Genomic DNA, 19,164 nt, shown 5'->3' with positions numbered 1-19,164 from the left:
TTTTTAAAATGTCACCGGTGTCATTTGTTTTTTGATTGACATGTTTTAACATTTTTGTTGTTTTTTGCTTCTCTTGGGGAATTTGTCAGACCAATGAGAAATATTCAAGTTAATGAATATCTATTCATAATTTTGTTGACTCTATTTTAAAACAAAGCTAGTTTTGAATATCTGTCGGAACAATCGTCTTGTTCATTTCCGACCATAGATGTAGCAGGGGAGGGGTGCATGCTATATGACTCTAAGTTAGAAAAAGATAATTGTGGCTTTGGTTTAATTGCTCAGATAAACGGGCAAGCAAGTCATAAACTGATCCGCAATGCAATTACGGGGTTAGACCGAATGCAACACCGTGGTGGTATTGCATCAGATGGCAAAACCGGTGATGGCTGTGGTTTATTACTGCAAAAACCAGATAGCTTCTTTAGAGCCATTGCCACTGAAAACGGTTGGCATTTAGGTAAAAATTACGCAGTCGGTATGTTGTTCTTGAATGCTGACGAAACGCTTGCATCTCAAGCCCGCAAAGTGATTAACGAAGAATTAGAAAAAGAAACGTTAACGCTCGTTGGCTGGCGAGTCGTGCCTACTGAACCAGGTATGTTAGGACCTATCGCCTTAAAGCAACTACCTAAATTTGAGCAGGTGTTTGTATCTGCTCCTGAGGGTTGGCGTCCAAAAGATCTTGAGCGTCGCTTATACATTGCAAGACGTCGAATTGAGAAGCGCTTAGTTGAAGACGACCAGTTCTATATCTCGAGTCTCTCAGGTTTGGTAACGGTTTACAAAGGCTTAATGATGCCAGTGGACCTGCCAAACTTTTATTTAGATTTGGCAGATATGCGCATGAAAAGTGCTATCTGTGTTTTCCACCAACGCTTTTCTACGAACACGCAGCCACGATGGCCGTTAGCTCAGCCATTTAGATACTTGGCGCATAATGGTGAGATAAATACCATTGCTGGTAACCGCCAGTGGGCGAGAGCGCGTGCTTATAAGTTTTCTTCACCATTGTTACCTGATTTACAAACGGCCGCGCCATTTGTAAATGAAGAAGGTTCAGATTCATCAAGCCTAGATAACATTCTTGAATTATTCCTTGCCGGTGGTATGGATATTTTCCGTGCTATGCGCATGCTTGTGCCGCCTGCATGGCAAAAAAACCGAGCTATGGACGATGATTTACGTGCCTTCTACGATTTTAACTCTATGCATATGGAACCCTGGGATGGCCCCGCGGGTATTGTTATGTCAGATGGTCGATTTGCGGCGTGTAACCTAGACAGAAATGGTCTACGTCCAGCGCGTTACGTGATCACCCAAGATGGGTTTATCACGCTTGCATCTGAAGTCGGTATTTGGGATTACACTGCCGATGAGGTGGTTGAAAAAGGCCGTGTTGGTCCGGGGGAATTGCTGGTTATCGACACCCTTCATGGCAAGATTTGGCAGTCTGATGAAATCGATCAAGACTTGAAATCACGTCATCCTTATAAAACTTGGCTTGAGCAAAATGTCAAACGTCTTACGCCTTTTGAAGATTTGTCAGAAGAGGATGCGGGTGTACGCGATTTTGACGATGAATTATTGCTGACGTATCAAAAGCTATTCGGATACAGCAATGAAGAATTAGACAACGTCATTCGAGTAATGGGACAAAATGGGCAAGAGGCAACAGGCTCAATGGGTGACGACACCCCATTCGCTGTGTTGTCTGAAGGCCATCGCTCTTTGTACGATTACTTCCGTCAAAAATTCGCGCAAGTGACCAACCCACCGATCGACCCACTTCGTGAGAATCACGTGATGTCATTGGCGACCTGTATCGGCCGTGAGCAGAACGTCTTCAATGAAACTACAGGCCATGCTAAGCGTCTTCAGTTTGCCTCACCTGTACTCACATTCTCTGATATGCAGCAATTAGTGAATGCAGATGATGAGCACTACTGTGCCTGCAAAATTCAGCTGAACTATGACAAAACTGAGTCTTTAAAGTCAGCGTTAGAGCGAGTGTGTGACGAGGCTGAACAAAAAGCGCGTTCTGGCTGTGTCATGCTGGTTTTGAGTGACAGAAATATCAGCAAAGACATGTTACCAATTCCTGCAGCTATGGCTGTGGGCGCAGTACAACAGCGTTTGATAAATACTAATTTACGCTGTGATGCCAACATCATAGTTGAAACTGGCAGTGCCAGAGATCCGCATCAGTTTGCCGTGTTATTAGGATTTGGTGCGACGGCGATCTACCCATATTTGACATACGAGACACTGGTCGCCATGTGTGACAGTAAAGTGATTGATAAAACCTACCGCGAGGTGACGCTGGCTTATCGTAATGCCATCAATAAGGGTCTATTCAAGATCATGTCTAAGATGGGGATCAGCACGGTAGCGTCATATCGTTGCTCTATGCTATTTGAAGCTGTGGGCCTATCAGATGACATTGTTGAAATGTGTTTTAAAGGCGTTGCGAACCGTATTAAGGGTGCAGATTTTGAAGAGTTTGCTTATGAACAAGCGCAACTTCATAAGCTCGCATTTAGTAAGCGTAAGTTATTGTCTCATGGTGGCTTATTAAAATTTGTTCACGGTGGTGAGTACCACGCTTATAACCCTGATGTAGTACAAACACTACAGGTTGCGGTTAAGTCTGGTGAGTATCAAGATTATCTAAAATACGCGGATCTTGTTAATAATCGTCCAGTGACAAACATTCGAGATCTATTGGCGCTTAAGTCAGACGTATCACCTGTCAACCTTGATGATGTAGAGCCTGCAACAGAGCTTTATAAGCGTTTTGACTCAGCGGCCATGAGTATTGGTGCATTATCACCAGAAGCCCATGAAGCGCTGGCAATTGCCATGAACCGTTTAGGTGGTTGCTCGAACTCCGGTGAGGGCGGTGAAGATAAACTGCGCTTTGGTACTGAGAAAAACTCTCGCATTAAGCAAGTTGCATCGGGGCGTTTCGGTGTTACTCCGCATTATTTAAGAAATGCCGATGTTATTCAGATCAAAGTTGCACAGGGTGCAAAGCCTGGTGAAGGTGGACAACTGCCGGGTGAAAAGGTAACGCCTTATATTGCTAAATTGCGTTACTCGGTACCGGGTGTGACGCTAATTTCGCCACCACCACATCATGATATTTATTCAATTGAGGATTTAGCTCAGCTTATTTTTGACTTAAAGCAAGTTAATCCAGAGGCGATGATCTCAGTTAAGTTAGTATCTGAGCCAGGTGTAGGCACAATCGCAACGGGTGTTGCCAAAGCGTATGCTGATTTAATTACGATTGCAGGTTATGACGGTGGCACAGGGGCAAGTCCACTGACATCTGTTAAATATGCCGGAAGCCCTTGGGAGCTAGGCCTTGCTGAAACTCAGCAAGCCTTGGTCGAAAATGGCCTTCGTCACCGCATTCGTCTGCAAACAGACGGCGGTCTTAAAACAGGGTTAGACATCATTAAAGCAGCTATCTTAGGTGCAGAAAGCTTTGGCTTTGGTACTGGTCCTATGGTCGCGCTTGGCTGTAAATATCTACGTATTTGTCACTTAAATAACTGTGCAACAGGTGTTGCTACTCAAGACGATACACTTCGTCAGAAGCACTATCATGGATTACCTGAGATGGCGATGAACTACTTCAAGTTTATAGCCCAAGAAGCCCGTGAAATCATGGCGCAACTGGGGGTAACTCGTTTAGTCGATTTAATTGGCCGCACTGATTTACTAGAAATGATCGAAGGCAAGACGAGCAAGCAAAGCAAGCTTGATTTATCAGGTCTGTTAGCCAAGCCGAATAACCCAACCAATGAGACTTTATATTGCTCAGCAGCGAATACCTCTCATTACAAAGGCGAGCTAAATGAACTGCTGTTATCAAAAGCACAAGCTGCGATTGAGAGCAAATCAGGTATTTCATTGGTTAATCGTATTAACAACACAGACCGTTCGGTAGGCGCGATGCTGTCTGGTTACATAGCCAATTTACATGGCAACCAAGGCATGGCGGCTGACCCTGTTGCGATTGAACTTCACGGTACAGCAGGTCAATCATTCGGTGTTTGGAATGCGGGCGGACTTGAAATGACTTTAGTCGGTGATGCTAACGATTATGTCGGTAAGGGTATGGCTGGCGGTAAACTAGTAATTCGTCCACCAGTTGGTTCTAGTTTTGAGTCACATCAAGCAAGTATTGTGGGTAATACCTGTCTATACGGTGCGACAGGCGGTAAGTTGTTTGCAGCAGGTAAAGCAGGTGAGCGATTTGGGGTTAGAAACTCAGGTGTCATAGCAGTAGTTGAAGGCTTAGGTGACAATGGCTGTGAATATATGACTGGCGGCGTTGTTTGCGTACTAGGTAATGTAGGTATCAACTTCGGTGCAGGCATGACGGGTGGATTTGCCTATGTGCTAGATGAAAAAACTGACTTCGAAAAGCGTATCAATCCAGAGTTGGTTGAAATTGTTGAGCTGTCAGAACTTAATGCACATCAAGAGCACCTGAGAGGTTTAATTGCTGAGCATCTAGAGCTTACAGGCTCTGCTAGAGCAGAACAGATCCTAGCTGAATTTGAGTTGTATTTACCTAAATTCAAACTAGTTAAACCAATTTCAAGTGATGTAAAGAGCCTATTAGGTCATCGTGCTCGCAGTAGCGCTGAATTAAGAGTACAGGCGCAGTAAGGGGAAGAGTATGAGCGAAAATGTTTACCAATTTATCGATGTGCAACGTGTTGATCCAAGAAAAAAGCCAATCTCATCACGTAAGCAATCATTTGTAGAGATTTACGAGCCATTTTCACAAAACCAAGTGAATTCTCAGTCTGATCGTTGTTTAGACTGTGGTAATCCATATTGTGAATGGAAGTGCCCGGTTCATAACTATATTCCACAGTGGTTAAAGTTGATCCGTAATGGTCGTATTTTTGAGGCCGCTGAGCTGTCACACCGTACCAACAGTTTACCAGAGGTGTGTGGTCGAGTGTGTCCACAAGACCGTTTATGTGAGGGGGCGTGTACGCTCAATGAAGAGTTTGGTGCGGTAACAATCGGTAATATCGAAAAATACATCACAGATACAGCCTTTGCTCAAGGCTGGAAGCCGGACATGTCGTATGTAGTTTGGACCGACAAGAAAGTTGCTATTATCGGTGCGGGTCCTGCGGGCTTAGGTTGTGCGGATATTCTAGTCCGCAATGGGGTTAAACCGGTTGTTTTCGACCGTAACCCTGAAATTGGTGGTCTACTGACATTTGGTATTCCATCTTTCAAACTTGAAAAATCAGTGATGGAAAATCGACGTGAAATTTTCACTGAGATGGGCGTTGAGTTTAAGTTAAATACAGAAGTCGGCAAAGATATCAGTCTTGATGAAATCATTGCTGAATATGATGCAGTATTCATTGGCGTGGGCACATATCAAAGTATGCGCGGTAACCTTGAGAATGAAGATGCTGAGGGCGTATATGACGCTTTACCTTTCTTAATTGGTAATACAAACCGAGTGATGGGGTACGATGAAGCTCAACAACCTTATGTCAGCATGGCGAATCAAAAGGTTGTAGTGTTAGGTGGTGGTGATACAGCGATGGACTGTGTACGAACGTCAATTCGCCAAAATGCGGCTCATGTAACCTGTGCGTATCGTCGTGATGAATCAAACATGCCTGGCTCAGTTCGCGAAGTAAAAAATGCCAGAGAAGAAGGCGTGAACTTTAAGTTTAATGTTCAGCCAAAAGGCATTGAATTAAATGCCGAAGGCAAAGTTGTTGGTGTTAAGATGGTCGAAACCCGCTTAGGTGAACCAGATGCCGCAGGTCGTCAACGTGCAGAAGAAGTACCTGGCACAGAGCATGTGCTTGATGCTGATGCGGTGATCATGGCGTTTGGTTTTAAACCACATAACCTTGATTGGCTTGCACAATACGATGTCGAAATTAACAGTTGGGGTGGCATTGTCGCGCCAGAGCAGGGAGCCTTCACGCACCAAACAAGTAACCCTAAGATCTTTGCCGGCGGAGACGCAGTTCGAGGTTCAGACTTGGTTGTAACGGCTATTTTTGAGGGTCGTAATGCTGCCGAAGGTATTTTGGATTATCTAGAAGTTTAAAGTCCAATATTAAATATCTTTAGCCATAAAAAAACCCAGTTTGAAAACTGGGTTTTTTGTTATCTTCTTCTCGCTTCTCGCTTCTCGCTTCTCGCTTATGCTGCTTGAATAGCTAGTAACTCTTTTGCACTGGCTCGGGTGGTTTCACTGATCGATTCACCACCGATAAGGCGGGCAATTTCGTCAACACGATGCGCATCTTCTAATGGCTTCATCGAAGTAAAAGTTTCCCCTTTGATGACTTTCTTACTGACAAAAAACTGTTGATGACCACTACACGCGACTTGCGGTAAATGGGTAACACATATAACTTGCGTCGACTTTCCAAGCTTACGAAGTAATTTACCAACCTGAGAGGCGGTTGGGCCAGAAATACCCACGTCGACTTCATCGAAAATAAGCGTTGGCGTCGTCACTTTTTCAGCGATAATTACTTGAATAGCCAAACTGATACGAGATAGTTCACCACCCGAGGCGACTTTTGCTAAAGCTTGTAAAGGTTGACCTGGGTTCGTTGAGACTAAAAACTCTATGGCATCAAAACCCTCACTATTCGGTCTAAGTTCTGGTTTTGGCTGCAATTCAATCGCGAACTTACAGTGCTTCATGGCTAAATCATCCATGCTCGCACTAATAAGTTTTTGTAGCTTTTTAGCCGACTGGCTTCGGCTATCACTCAGCGCCATTGCTGCTTGTTGGTATGCAGACAGTGTTTGGGCGATTTCTTGTTCTAGAATATCAATACGGGCGTTATCTGAGCTAATATTATCTAACTGCGCTTTTAACGATTGATGATGCTCGTAAAGCTCTTCAGGTCTAACATGATGTTTACGCGATAGATCCATGATTTTAGATAGACGATCTTCGACTTCTTGTAATCTGAGCGGGTCTTGATCAATTTGGTCTGCATAGTCTCGAATTTCGCGGCTTGCTTCTTCAACTTGAACAACTGCTTCCTCTAGCAATTGAGCGATGTTAGAGAGGCTACTATCAACACTGGTTAAACTATTGAACTGTTGTGCACTATGCTGGAGCTGGCTTAACACTGTGGTGCCATCTTGCTCATACAAAGCCATTAACTCCTGTTGACAGGTGTTAATAATTGTTTGGCTGTGGCTCAGGCGATATTGCTCTTCTTCAATTTGCTTGAATTCATCAGCTTCAAGCGAAAACTCATCTAATTCAGCAACTTGATATTCTAGCAGTTGCTGTTGTGCCGCTTTAGCCTGCTGCTCTTTTAAAAGTGTTGAATACTCTCGCTGTAATTGCTGGTAATGCTGAAATTGATTTTTTACGGCAGTTTGTAGGTGAATGTGTCCTGCATAGGCATCAATCAAATGAAGTTGATGTTCAGTTTTTAGTAGTAATTGGTGAGCATGTTGTCCATGGATAGCGATTAAATATTCGCCTAACTCTTTAAGTTGACTGGCAGTAACAGAAACACCATTTATGTAACTCTTACTACGACCGCTTCGGCTAATGACTCGACGTAAAATACAATCATGCTCATCATTATTTAGCATATGTTCTTTAAGAAACTGCTGAGCTTTAGGGAGCTGCTGAATATTGAATTGCGCCACGATCTGAGCGCGATCTGCACTCGGTCTGATCGCGCCTGCGTCCGCTCTTTCACCTAAGCAAAGTGATAGGGCATCTATGGCAATGGATTTACCCGCACCAGTTTCGCCCGTGATGGCTGTCATGCCATCACGCCATTCAATATTTAAATCATTTACAATTGCGAAGTTACTAATTTCAAGACTGATCAACATATCTGTATATCCAAACAGTATTTACACTGTCAATTTATACAGTAGTTAATAATAAATCAAGCGTGAAATTAAATTTGTGCTGTAGCGAGTTTATTTACTTCAGTTTGATTGTTCTGATCTGAGTCAGTGTCTGTATCTGTTTCATCTTTATCTTGGCTTTCAACATCTGCAATGTCAGCGGTTTTTAACAAAGTGATCATGGCAGGCAGTGATTCATAGTAGAAATCTTTGTTATATGCAACACCATTTGTAGGAAGCTCTTTTGCAAAAGCAGTCATGGTGTCTTTTAACGTATCCATGGTGTCCTGTTCACGATGCTTATGCACTTCTTCACCTACAGTTAAAATAAACAACTCAACGATGCGCTCGAGTTGATTTAAATTGTCTTCTGTATGTGCTTGCACAACAAAAAAGTTATTAACGATGGTGTTAATCGTGCCACTGTATTTTGAGGGTATAGCGCCAGCTGCAACAAATTCAGAGGTTTTAGTTTTAAAATGCAGTGTTACTTCATTGTGTCTTTGGTTAAAGACCTGCTTCTCAGCATTTTTTGCTTTTTTTCTATTATTTTCGATAACAAGATAAACGCCTAAAAGTGTGATTAGTAGCACAATTGTGGCGATAATAATGTAATTCATAACGTGTGTACTTCCTGATAGTTATGTACCGATTTTGAATGTTTTAATGGGCTTAGTAAAGTCTACTGCCCCAATTCAATTTTTGTCTTAGGACATCATAGTATGAATAGCTTTTCGGATGAATCAAGCGTAAAGATTTTTCTGCTTTTTTTATAACCACTTCATCACCGGGTAAAACAGCTAGGACCACATGGCTGTCACAACTGACTTGTAAGCTATCTGTATTTTCCAAGCTAAGTTTTAATCTTACTTCTTTATCCCCATCTACAACTAACGGTCTACTTGATAAAGTGTGAGGAAACATAGGCACAAGTGCCATGGCATTTAATTCTGGCGTAAGGATCGGTCCTCCACCAGAAAGAGAGTAGGCTGTGGAGCCTGTTGGTGTTGAGACGATTAAACCATCCGAGCGCTGCGAGAACACAAACTGATTATCAATAAAAGCTTCAAACTCAATCATGTGTGCGACTTTATCGGCATGTAACACTGCTTCGTTCATGGCGGAATTGGCACTTTTTAATTCATCATGACGGTAGACTTCAACTTCCAATAAAAAACGTGATTCAGCAATGAATTCACCTCTTAGCACTTCTTCAAGTGCTGGTTCAAAGCCATCAGGGTTAAGGTCGGTTAAAAAGCCTAGGTTGCCCCGGTTAACCCCGATAACGGCGACGTCAAACCTTGCTAATACTCTAGCGGCGCCAAGCATATTGCCATCACCGCCAATAACAATGGCCAGATCACAACGCTTTCCAAGCTCAACCAGTTCAATGAGTCCTTCAGGTGCGATTTCTTGAACTTGTGCGCCAACGCGCTCTTCTACCAGTACCTCGTATCCTAATGCTTGCAAAAAGGTATAAAGGCGGTGTAATGTCAATGCCGCACCTTTGTGATTAGGTTTACCGATTAAGCCTATGGTTTTAAAAGGGCTTGTCATGATTATTTTCCTTGATTAAGTTAGCGCAAGACTAACCGAAAAACATTTAAGAGAAAACTTTTTTGATGGCCTGTGGATAAAGTATGAAATTAAGTCCCAGAGATCAGCAAATTTTTACTGCTGTGATGAGTATGTATTGCAATGGCGAAGGCCAGCCTGTGCCGTCGAGTAAAATAGCAAAGCAAAAAGGCATGGCTGTGTGCTCAGCTACGGTTAGAAACGCGATGGCTCGGCTTGAAAAGGTTGGCTTACTTTGCTCTCCGTACACTTCAGCTGGAAGAATGCCCACCGATGCCGGTTTTAAGTTCTGGCTAAGTGAATATTTAAACTTATCTGACATTGGCCACTATTGGCAACCAGGGCAGTCTAAACTTGTCGAATTGGCGCATTCCCTGAGCCAAAAATATCAAGTGTGCTGTTGTGTTGGTTTACCACAGGCAAGTTCACAAATCATTTTTAGAGTTGAGGTACTTGGCTTTGACAGTAGTTCATGGTTAGTACTGTTAATTGACAGGGCGGGGCAGTCACAGAATATTTTAATAAATAAGCCTGATTTTGAAACCGATGCTCAGCGTTATCAATTTGCCTCTTGGATGAACACAGTATTCAGTCAGCAGCCTTTGAAAGAAGGTTTACAACGCATGTTTGCGATGGCAAATAGCGCTCCTAAAACTTGCACAGCTCAATTAACACAATGGACTGCTCAGCTCCATCAACAACTTGGTTCAGATAACTGCATATTGCTTGGAGAAAGGCATTTATACAACGCAATAGAGTCAGATAAAGAGCTCAACCTTGGAGTCGGGTTTCTCCACGATATTGAGGATAAATTGGCTTTTAAAAATGGGCTATCACTCATCATGGGTAATGAGTTATCTAGTTATCAATTGGGCAAAACAGTGATTTTAAGCCTGCCTTATTTCGAAAATGGTGAATATCAGAGCCGCTTTTGTGTGATTTGCTCAACTTGTGCACCAATCGAAGCAATTATTGAAGAATTTTCGTTGGCGAGTACTTGAAACTGATTTTTCCATCCCCATAATGTCCGCAGTTGTAAGATTTTGGAGAAAAATATGTCTGAGCAAAATAATGCCCCTGAGCAAGAAGTGGTAGAGCCTGTTGAGCAAGTAGAACAAGAGCAAGCTCAAGAAGAAGTACAAACTGAACTAAGCCCAGAAGAAGAGATTGCAGGCTTATACGCAGAGCTTGAAGCTGCTAAACAGACTATTACAGATCAAAAAGACAGTGTTGTCCGTGCCGCAGCGGATGTAGAAAATATTCGTCGCCGTGCTGCACAAGATGTAGAAAAAGCACATAAATTTGCACTTGAGAAGTTCGCTAATGAGCTTTTGCCTGTGATCGATAACCTTCACCGTGCCATTGAGTTTTCAGATAAAGAGAATGAAACACTTAAGCCAGTACTTGAAGGTGTTGAAATGACGCTGAAGAGCTTTGAAGATGCTGTTGCTAAATTTGGTGTTGAAACTGTAAATCCACAAGGTGAAGTGTTCAATCCAGATTTCCATCAAGCTATGTCAATTCAGCCTAGCAATGATGTAGCACCAAACACAGTACTAGCAGTGATGCAGAAAGGCTATACTTTAAACGGCCGTTTACTTCGCCCTGCGATGGTAATGGTATCTAAAGCAGCTGAATAATCAGTTTCTGCTTTTTGAATTGAAACGGGCTTATTTGCCCGTTTTTTATTGCCTAAATTATATTGTTTAAGCAAAATTTTATTTTAAAATAATCATATAAACTTAAAACTTCCTTTAAAGGAATCGCTATGAAAAAACTGATCGGCATTGTTGCCTTATCTTTATTGGCTGCAGGTTGTAAAACATCTCCGACAGGGCGAGCACAAATTGCGCTTTACTCACCACAAAAGATGAATGAGATGGGGGTGGCAAGTTTTGCTCAAATGAAAGAGCAGCAAGCCATAGAAACAGATAAAAACACCAATGCTTATGTGCGCTGTATCGCAGATAAGCTAATAGCTCAGTTACCCACGCAATATGCAAATCAAGACTGGGAGGTTGTCGTTTTTAAAGAGGACAGCGCTAACGCTTTTGCCCTACCTGGTGGAAAGATTGGTGTGCACACTGGGCTATTGAAGGTCGCTAAGGATCAACACCAACTTGCTGCGGTTATGGGCCATGAAGTAGGTCACGTTATCGCCGAGCATGCCAATGAGCGAGTTTCTCAAAATAGCTTGTTGCAGTTTGGCTTGCAGGCAAGTGATGTTGCATTGCAAATGGGTAATGTGGAATACCGTCAAGCGATTATGCAAGGCTTAGGTGTCGGTGCTCAAGTGGGGGTTGCTTTACCTTTCAGTCGCTCTCATGAAAGTGAGGCCGATGTAATTGGTTTAGATCTAATGGCAAAAGCGGGTTTCGAACCAACAGGTTCGGTGAAACTTTGGGAAAATATGAATAAACTCAGTGGTGAGCGCCCAGCAGAGTTTTTATCAACTCACCCAGCGCCAGACACACGTATGCAAACTTTGAATAGTAAAATGCCTGAAGCTGAGACATTAAAGCGTTCAGCATGGCAAAAAGGGCTAAAACCTGAGTGTAAATAAAGAGAAAAGGTTGCATTTATGCAGCCTTTTCTGTCAATTTAGATTAATTGATCTATCTCAATTTAGTTTATCACTTACGCAAAAGGCGGACATAAGTCCTTATGTAGCTCGGTCTATTTTCTTATGCTCGCCGCACTCTTATGTCAAGGGTCAACACTATTTGATAAGGCTAGTAAATAATTGGCTACACTTATCAAAAAGCTGTTTTAACTAAACACAACTGAGTGGACCATTATGCAACAATTACCTACGGTAGATTACCGCGCAGATGACGCAGCTGCGCAATTCGTTGAGTCTTTACGCAATACAGGATTCGGCGTTTTAAAGAACCACCCAATCCCACAAGAATTAGTTGAATCAATTTATAAAAATTGGCAAGAGTTCTTCTACACAGAAGAGAAACACAACTTCCTATTCGATAAAGAAAATCAAGATGGTTACTTCCCACCAGAAGTTTCAGAAGTTGCAAAAGGCTTTACTGTTAAAGACATCAAAGAATACTTCCATGTATATCCAAAAGGCCGTGTTCCTGCACAACTAGACGCTGAGATCCGTGAGTACTACCGTATTGCGAATGAGTTTGCTGCTGAGTTATTAAGCTGGGTTCAAGCGCAAGCACCAGAAGACGTTAAAGCGAAGTTTTCAATTGATCTAAAAGATATGATCAAAGATTCTGAGCAAACTTTACTTCGCGTACTTCACTATCCACCAATGACAGGTGATGAAGAACCAGGTGCTATTCGTGCAGCGGCACACGGTGATATTAATTTACTTACTGTTCTGCCAGCTTCAAATGAGCCTGGTTTGCAAGTTCAAACACAAGATGGTGGCTGGTTAGACGTACCATGTGATTTTGGTAATTTAATTATTAATATCGGTGATATGCTTCAAGAAGCATCTGGTGGCTACTTCCCATCAACGATTCACCGCGTTATCAATCCATCAGGTAAAGCGTCTAAGAATTCACGTATTTCTTTACCATTATTCTTACACCCAAAACCGGAAGTTGTTCTATCTGAGCGTTACACTGCTGATAGTTACTTACAAGAGCGCCTTGAAGAACTAGGTGTTAAGTAAACTTTAACTGGAATAGTCAAGACACAAAAAACCCTAACATTTGTTAGGGTTTTTTATTCGCTGAGTTCATTCAGTTAAAAGTCGCGAGGTGAAACAAACGTGCCAGCTTGAATTTCTTCATAGGTTTGCATAGCAAGTTCATCTAATGGGTCAAGTGAGCGACCTCGACTGGTGATTTCATGTGTTACAGGTAAAATATCAATGTCTTCAAATCCAGACATTTGCGCTATTTTTGCAAACGTATAAGCATGTTTGTATTTCTTTTGTTTGAAGAAAATACTGACGAGGCTGCTGTATACCTCTAGTTTTGGCTGTTGACCCGCTTCGTTTAATTCCAATACTCGATAAAGTAAATCTACAGTTTTCTCATCATCAAATTTAGCGTAATAGGTTGCTAAAAATAACTGTATTTCTGCATCATTTTTAACATTTTCTTGGTCTTGCATATTCAACAGTTTGTTCATTGCAAAACGACTGTTATTTCTAGACCAATGGTAGTAAAGCAAACCTGGATGATCTGTTTGTTTTGTATCTTGAAAAATACGCTTCATCTCTTTAAGGCTAGTTAAGTGACCTTCAACACGTGATGTAGTTTTTTCTTTTAACTTGATATGCTCAATTTTGGCAGCCAAAGATACGCAAGAGTCATATGACTCTAACTTTTTTAGTAAGTCATATTTGTTGTCATCAGTAGGTGATTTGTATTCGTGGTATCTGGCAAATATAAGATCAGAGCGCAGATCTTTACAGTGACTATCTTTGTTTAAATCTTCACAAAAACCGGGTGTTTCTTCGCACACTTTGTTTAAGGTCAGGGATTGCTCACAACCTACAAGGGTGAAAATACTTAGTGCGAGCAGCGTCCGCAATGCCATCTTGCTTCCTCTTCATTGTTTTAATTGTGTCAGGCGATGTTTACTTTGTTATTTGATAAGCCTGAGATACGTGTGTTATGAGTTTTCCTCGTTTTTACACTAAAAAACCACATAAAAAAATAACTCTGGCTAGTTTAGCCTAATGAATTAGACAGTAACAGTGGAGAATCGTAGCAGTTTAAATTAGAATAGCGTTGCCCTAAGGGGCTATCCGTTCAAAAAAATTGTTTAATTAGGCAGAAAAAATGACCTTATCTCACGAGCAAGAATATCAAAATAGCTGGCAAGAACGCCAAGATTATGCTGAAAACATGCAACCAATCATTGGTCGTTTGTACCGTAACAAGGGTGTTGAAATCGCTGTTTACGGTCGTCCACTTGTAAATACAAGCACAATCGACGTGATCAAAGCTCACAAGACTGTGGCACGTTTCGAAGAAAGCAAACTACGCTTACGTGAAAGCTTCCCATTCCTAGAAGCTATTAGCAAAATGGATTTAGCACCTGCACGTATCGACCTTGGCAAATTAGCTTATGGTTATGTTCATAAAAATGCAGGCGAAGGTCGTTCAATTGAAGAATACCTAAACGCTGAATTATCAGACATCGTAAACAAAGGCGACAATCAAGAGCCTCGCGATGTTGTTCTTTACGGTTTTGGCCGTATCGGTCGTTTATTAGCACGTCTACTTATCGAGCGTGGTGGCTCTCACACTGATCTACGCTTACGTGCAATCGTTGTTCGTGGTGGCCGTGACGGTGACCTTGAAAAGCGTGCAAGTCTGTTACGTCGTGATTCAATCCATGGTCCTTTCAATGGTTCAATCACAGTTGATAATGAGCGTAATGCAATTAAAGCTAACGGTAACTATATCCAAGTTATCTATGCAAACTCTCCAGATGAAATCGATTACAATGAATACGGTATCAACAATGCACTTATCGTTGATAACACAGGTATCTGGAAAGACAGAGATGGTTTAGGTCTTCACCTTAAGTCAAATGGTGCTGCGAAAGTACTTCTTACAGCGCCTGCTAAAGGTGACATCAAAAACGTAGTTTATGGTGTTAACAATAAAGACATCCTTTCTGAAGATTCAATCGTTTCAGCGGCAAGTTGTACAACGAATGCAATCACACCAACACTTAAAGCACTTAATGACAAGTACGGCATTCAGAATGGCCACGTTGAAACAGTTCACTCTTACACGAATGACCAGAACCTAATCGATAACTACCACAAAGCAGAGCGTCGTGGTCGTGCAGCAGCACTGAACATGGTTATCACGTCAACAGGTGCGGCTAAAGCTGTTTCTAAAGCACTACCTGAACTTGAAGGTAAATTAACTGGTAATGCTATCCGTGTTCCTACACCAAACGTTTCAATGGCTATTCTTAACCTAAACCTTGAAAAAGAGACAACGGTTGAAGAGCTAAACGAGTACTTACGTGAAACATCACTGTACTCTGATCTTCGTGATCAAATTGATTACACAGCGTCAACTGAAATCGTTTCTACTGACCTAGTAGGTAGCCGTTACGCAGGTGTTGTTGATTCTCAAGCAACAATTGTTGATGGTAACCGTGTTGTACTATACGTATGGTACGATAACGAGTTTGGTTACAGCTGTCAGGTTATCCGTGTTATGCACGATATGGCTGAGGTTGAATACCCAAGCTTACCTCGCTAATAGCGAAAAGTAATAAAAAGCCAGCTTTTGCTGGCTTTTTTAGTTTTTGAACTTAAATCGGTGTGATACTCTTTAAAAATTATTTTTACAAGTGAATTACACTTCCTAAACGATAAAGACAAAAAGTTAATGTTTGTCTGCGACTATTGCGTCGTTAATTTATAAAAAGAAGGTTACGGATGAAAATCACCAGTAATTTTGACAGTGGTAATATCAAGGTGCTTGCGAGCAACGAGCCACTCGATATTCAACTAGCTATCAACAATGATAATGAATCTGAATTTTTTCAATGGTTTCATTTTCGTTTAGAAAGCACACCTTTTTTACAACATAAAATGCAAATTGGTGGTCTAGAAAAATCAGCTTATCCAGAAGGGTGGGATGACTATCAAGCGGTTGCATCATATGATCGCCAAACTTGGTTCCGTGTTCCTACATCATATGAAAACGGTACCCTGACTATTGATTTCGAACCTGAGCAGAGTCATACCTATTTTGCTTATTTCGCACCTTATAGCTATGAACGTCATTTAGACTTACTATATTGGGCGCAGAGCCATGATGCATGCGAAATTGAAACACTTGGTGAAACGCTAGACGGTCGTGACATTAGCTTGCTTACAATTGGTGAACCTGAAGAAGGTAAAAAGAAAATTTGGATCACTGCCCGTCAACACCCAGGTGAGACAATGGCAGAGTGGTTTGTAGAGGGCTTACTTCACAAGCTTCTAGATGATGAAGATCCGCATGCAGCAGCGCTACTTTCAAAAGCTGTTTTCTATATTGTTCCAAATATGAACCCTGATGGCAGTGTTCGTGGTCACCTTCGTACAAACGCAGTGGGTGTTAACCTTAACCGCGAGTGGGCTGAGCCGAGTCTTGAAAAATCACCAGAGGTGTTTCATGTCTTAAATAAGATGCATGACGCAGGCCTTGATATGTATTTAGATATTCATGGTGATGAAGCATTGCCTTATAACTTTGTTGCCGGTAGTGAGGGTATTCCAAGTTATGATACGCGTTTAGAGTCATTAGAAAATGACTTCAAAGCAGCACTACTTACTATTACACCTGAGTTCCAAGATGAATTTGGCTATCCAAAAGATGCGCCAGGTGAAGCTAACCTAACGGTTGCTTCTTGTGCGGTAGGTGAGGCGTTTAAAGCGTTGGCTTATACGATTGAAATGCCGTTTAAAGATAACGCGAATCTACCGGACCCATATTACGGTTGGTCTGATAGACGCTCATATCAATTCGGTCAAGATACGCTTGCTGCAATTGTTTCGGTTGTAGACAAACTAAGATAATAATCAACAGTAAAATCAAAAGGTAGCACCACGGTGCTACCTTTTATGTATAACAATAATGAGGATGTTCCATGGATGCATTTGGGCAGTTTCTAGATTCTCTAGATGGCATGTTGGGGGGAGCAGCTTGGTTCCCGTACGTATTACTCGGTGTCGGTTTATTCTTCACCATTTATCTTAAATTCCCACAGATCAGATATTTCAAACATGCTTGTAAGGTGGTAACCGGCAAGTTTGATAAAAAAAGTCATGAAGGTGATACCACGCACTTCCAAGCACTTGCTACTGCACTTTCTGGCACAGTAGGTACTGGTAATATAGGTGGTGTGGCACTGGCAATTTCAATTGGTGGTCCAGCGGCATTATTTTGGATGTGGATGACCGCATTCTTCGGTATGACGACTAAATTTGTAGAGGTGACCCTATCTCATAAGTATCGTGTTAAAACCGATGATGGCACGATGGCCGGTGGTCCAATGTATTATATGGATCGTCGTCTAAACATGAAATGGCTAGCAGTATTATTTGCTGTCGCCACTGTAATTAGTTCTTTTGGTACAGGTAGCCTGCCGCAAATCAATAATATCGCTCAGGGTATGGAATCCACTTTTGGTTTTGAGCCTTGGCATACAGGTGGTGTGCTATCTATCTTACTTGCACTTGTTATTTTAGGTGGTATTAAGCGTATTGCCGCAATCACTTCTCGTGTTGTACCATTAATGGCAGCGGTTTATATCATTGGTGCATTGGCGGTAATCTTCTACAACATTGAAAATATTGCACCTTCATTTGCGGCTGTGTTCACAGACGCATTCTCAGGTTCTGCTGCTGCGGGTGGTTTCTTAGGGGCATCATTTGCTTATGCCTTCAACCGTGGTGTAAACCGTGGTTTATTCTCTAACGAAGCAGGTCAAGGTTCTGCACCGATTGCACACGCATCTGCGAAAGCAGATGAACCAGTATCTGAGGGTATGGTGTCAATTCTTGAACCTTTCATCGATACCATCATTATCTGTACTTTAACCGGTTTAGTTATCCTTTCTTCTGGTGTATGGACTGAAAAGTTCGAAACCCAGTTTGAGCGTTCATCCATGGTTATTTTACAAGGTCAGTATTCTGAAGATAACGAAGAAAATCGCCAATCACTTTATAAGTATTTAAATGGTCATAAAGACCATGGCGTTGAGCTTTTCAATGGTGAGTTACACTCTATTCAAGGTAAAGCGGTAGAGAAAGATTTTACTATTATTCACTCTCGTTCAATTGCTGAAAATGTGCGCTTTGGTTTAACTGAAAAACATGTTTATACCGGCACTATAGAAATTAAAGATGGTATGCCTGTAGACAAAGACATTATGGTCACAGGTAAATCTTTAGTACATTCTGCTGAGCTGACAACTAAAGCATTTAGCCGAGGTTTCTTTGGTGAAAATGGTAAATATATCGTATCAATTGGCTTGTTATTATTTGCTTTCTCGACAGCAATCGCTTGGTCTTATTATGGCGACCGTGCAATGATTTATCTACTTGGTAGCAAATCAGTGATGCCTTACCGAGTATTTTATGTTGCAGGCTTCTTCTGGGCATCATTTGCAGACACGACTTTAGTTTGGAAACTAGCAGCAGTTGCAATTGTTGTGATGACCTTACCTAACTTATTCGGTATTTTCTTACTTCGTAAAGAAATGAAAGAGTCAGTCACTGAATACTGGGATAAGTTCAATAAAGAGCATCCCAACGAAAAATAAATCGTTTTTGAACGTACCTTAGTAAAAGACTTTTGGTACAAAAACGAGTAAAATGGCGTCCTCGAGACGCCTTTTTTGTATCAGCAGGAGTCATAAATATGGCAATAGTTTCTTGTCCAAGTTGTAACGAGTCTATTTCAAGTAAAAACAAGGTTTGTCCACACTGTGACCTTCAGCTCGGAGAAGTCAGTGAAGAGCAATTAGCTCGAATTGCTGCACGTAAAAGAGTTAAAAAGCAACAGATGTTTATGAATCACTCTTTCCTTGCATTGATCCTTTTCCTCGGTGGTTTCTTATATCTTTATTCACGCCAACCAGTACCTGATTCAATTGAGATGTGGTTAACCAGAGGCGCCATCGCAATTGGTTGTTTTTGGTATTTAGTAAACAGAATTATTTTAGTGTATTTAAAAAAGAAAAAGTGAC

14 protein-coding genes are annotated in these 19,164 nt (G+C 41.7%); 10 read left to right on the top strand and 4 right to left on the bottom strand.

What is annotated here, in order from left to right; all coding sequences use genetic code 11:
- The first annotated feature begins 228 nt into the window (after positions 1-228).
- Positions 229-4,686 carry a glutamate synthase large subunit gene (gene gltB, locus AC1HJP_RS06305; RefSeq protein ID WP_480361082.1) on the top strand — a complete coding sequence of 1,486 codons (4,458 nt, stop codon included), beginning with the start codon at positions 229-231 and terminating at the stop codon, positions 4,684-4,686.
- A 10-nt stretch (positions 4,687-4,696) separates the two neighbouring features.
- The gene (locus tag AC1HJP_RS06300; RefSeq protein ID WP_480361081.1) at positions 4,697-6,112 is read left to right on the top strand and encodes an FAD-dependent oxidoreductase; all 1,416 of its coding nucleotides are present in this window, start codon (positions 4,697-4,699) and stop codon (positions 6,110-6,112) included.
- Between the two features lie 95 nt (positions 6,113-6,207).
- Here the strand turns inward: AC1HJP_RS06300 and recN are convergent, their stop codons facing one another.
- From recN to nadK, 3 genes are all read right to left on the bottom strand, one after another.
- Complete coding sequence (gene recN / locus AC1HJP_RS06295; RefSeq protein WP_480361080.1) at positions 6,208-7,884, bottom strand: DNA repair protein RecN; 1,677 nt, start codon at positions 7,882-7,884, stop codon at positions 6,208-6,210.
- Between the two features lie 68 nt (positions 7,885-7,952).
- Positions 7,953-8,522, bottom strand: coding sequence for a hypothetical protein (locus AC1HJP_RS06290; protein WP_480361079.1), 570 nt, complete (start codon positions 8,520-8,522; stop codon positions 7,953-7,955).
- Between the two features lie 52 nt (positions 8,523-8,574).
- Positions 8,575-9,459 carry an NAD(+) kinase gene (gene nadK, locus AC1HJP_RS06285; protein ID WP_138480122.1) on the bottom strand — a complete coding sequence of 295 codons (885 nt, stop codon included), beginning with the start codon at positions 9,457-9,459 and terminating at the stop codon, positions 8,575-8,577.
- A gap of 83 nt (positions 9,460-9,542) precedes the next feature.
- Here nadK and AC1HJP_RS06280 point away from each other — a divergent pair, with 83 nt between their 5' ends.
- The 4 genes from AC1HJP_RS06280 (at position 9,543) to AC1HJP_RS06265 (ending at position 13,117) form a co-directional block, all read left to right on the top strand.
- Entirely contained in the window at positions 9,543-10,478 is a 936-nt protein-coding gene (locus tag AC1HJP_RS06280; RefSeq protein ID WP_480361078.1) for an HrcA family transcriptional regulator, read from the top strand.
- 54 nt (positions 10,479-10,532) lie between these two features.
- On the top strand, positions 10,533-11,117 hold the full coding sequence (grpE, locus tag AC1HJP_RS06275) for a nucleotide exchange factor GrpE (protein ID WP_480361077.1): 585 nt from the start codon (positions 10,533-10,535) through the stop codon (positions 11,115-11,117).
- Positions 11,118-11,245: 128 nt separating this feature from the next.
- On the top strand, positions 11,246-12,040 hold the full coding sequence (locus tag AC1HJP_RS06270; RefSeq protein ID WP_480361076.1) for a M48 family metallopeptidase: 795 nt from the start codon (positions 11,246-11,248) through the stop codon (positions 12,038-12,040).
- 234 nt (positions 12,041-12,274) lie between these two features.
- Positions 12,275-13,117, top strand: a complete 843-nt coding sequence (locus AC1HJP_RS06265) for an isopenicillin N synthase family dioxygenase (RefSeq protein WP_421962801.1) — start codon at positions 12,275-12,277, stop codon at positions 13,115-13,117.
- 74 nt (positions 13,118-13,191) lie between these two features.
- Here the strand turns inward: AC1HJP_RS06265 and AC1HJP_RS06260 are convergent, their stop codons facing one another.
- Complete coding sequence (locus AC1HJP_RS06260; protein ID WP_480361075.1) at positions 13,192-13,992, bottom strand: DUF2989 domain-containing protein; 801 nt, start codon at positions 13,990-13,992, stop codon at positions 13,192-13,194.
- A 245-nt stretch (positions 13,993-14,237) separates the two neighbouring features.
- Between AC1HJP_RS06260 and AC1HJP_RS06255 the strand changes: the two genes are divergently transcribed.
- The 4 genes from AC1HJP_RS06255 (at position 14,238) to AC1HJP_RS06240 (ending at position 19,163) form a co-directional block, all read left to right on the top strand.
- Positions 14,238-15,683, top strand: a complete 1,446-nt coding sequence (locus tag AC1HJP_RS06255; protein WP_480361074.1) for a glyceraldehyde-3-phosphate dehydrogenase — start codon at positions 14,238-14,240, stop codon at positions 15,681-15,683.
- A 179-nt stretch (positions 15,684-15,862) separates the two neighbouring features.
- Positions 15,863-16,990, top strand: a complete 1,128-nt coding sequence (locus tag AC1HJP_RS06250; protein WP_480361073.1) for a M14 family metallopeptidase — start codon at positions 15,863-15,865, stop codon at positions 16,988-16,990.
- Between the two features lie 71 nt (positions 16,991-17,061).
- Positions 17,062-18,738 (top strand): alanine/glycine:cation symporter family protein, encoded by a 1,677-nt coding sequence (locus AC1HJP_RS06245; protein WP_480361072.1) that lies wholly within the window; start codon positions 17,062-17,064, stop codon positions 18,736-18,738.
- A gap of 98 nt (positions 18,739-18,836) precedes the next feature.
- Positions 18,837-19,163 (top strand): hypothetical protein, encoded by a 327-nt coding sequence (locus AC1HJP_RS06240; RefSeq protein WP_421962796.1) that lies wholly within the window; start codon positions 18,837-18,839, stop codon positions 19,161-19,163.
- Position 19,164: the final 1 nt, after the last annotated feature.

The sequence above is a fragment of the Pseudoalteromonas sp. NFXS53 genome (genome assembly GCF_056629255.1).
The sequence above is the reverse complement of the archived record's forward strand: the minus strand, read 5'-3'. Positions and strand labels throughout refer to the sequence as shown.